1 pseudogene is annotated in these 1,070 nt (G+C 71.2%); it reads left to right on the forward strand.

The features are described from left to right. Positions 1-741: 741 nt before the first annotated feature. Positions 742-1,070: pseudogene (locus WDV86_RS15970) on the forward strand (hypothetical protein); the annotation flags it as partial.

Below are 1,070 nucleotides of genomic sequence, written 5' to 3' on the forward strand. Positions count from 1 at the left end.
TGCGCCCGGGTGGCCCACGCCAGCAGCGCCACCCCGACGACCCCGACCACCCACGACCGGTCAGCACCGGCTCGACCGGACCGGCCCGCCGCGGCAGCCACCTCTGCCCTCTGCCCGGCCAGGTGACCGCTGGGATGAGCACCCGAGTGCTCCCCCGATCCCGAATGCCCTACATGCCCGGACTGGCCGGAGTACCCGGCAGGGGCATCACCGTGCACGTGAGCGGCAAGACCCCCATGGACCGCAGCTGACCGCGCGTCGGCAGGCCCGTCCGCGCCCGTCTGATGGTGGTGAGCCCCTAGGACGGCGACCACCACCACGACCAGCACGGCCGCCAACCACGCCCCCGGCAACCGTGGGGCGCCCGCGTGCGGGAGACGGGGCACGGGCATAGCCGCAGGGTAGAGACGCCACCTCACCCCGGTCGGCAGCCCTGACCGACGCCACGACCGAGGCCCCGACCGCCCACGCGACACGCGCACCAGTCGACAACTGTCCCAAAAAGGGTGTCTGTTGCTCCACTGCTCCACAAGCTCGCGTCATGTGGCACAGGCAATCGAACGCCCCTCGACGACCCCGCCACCCGGTGTGCAAGAAACCATCGTTTCTGGGCGACCCGCGCCTCCGTGACCCGTTCGGCGTGACGACCACGCCCCGGGGCTGGCTTTATTTCGATCGACGAGCTACCGTCTACGACGTCGCCCAGGCCCCAGGTCGTTACCGTCAGAGGAAGGCGTCACCGTGCCCATCAACTTCAAGCTCGGCCCGACCGTCCCGCAGGACCCGGCCGTCGACGACTGGTCGCGCACCTGGACCGGCTGGTCGCCCACCCACACCGACCAGGAGAACTTCGACCAGAACCGGGGCGTCTGGGTGCTCGGCCCTCGCGCGGCCAAGGAGCGCATCGCCACGTTCTCCGTCGAGGGTGCCGTCCGCATGGTCGCCGCGATCACCCGTCTGGAGGACGTGCCCGCCAAGGTGCCGGGCACCCGCGGCAAGCGCGCCGTCGTCGGCACCCTGCTCCAGAAGGGGGACCCCGTCTACGACGCCATGGTCGGCACCGAGGTCGA

The organism is Pseudokineococcus sp. 1T1Z-3 (assembly GCF_037482365.1).
Taxonomy (GTDB): Bacteria; Actinomycetota; Actinomycetes; order Actinomycetales; family Quadrisphaeraceae; genus Pseudokineococcus.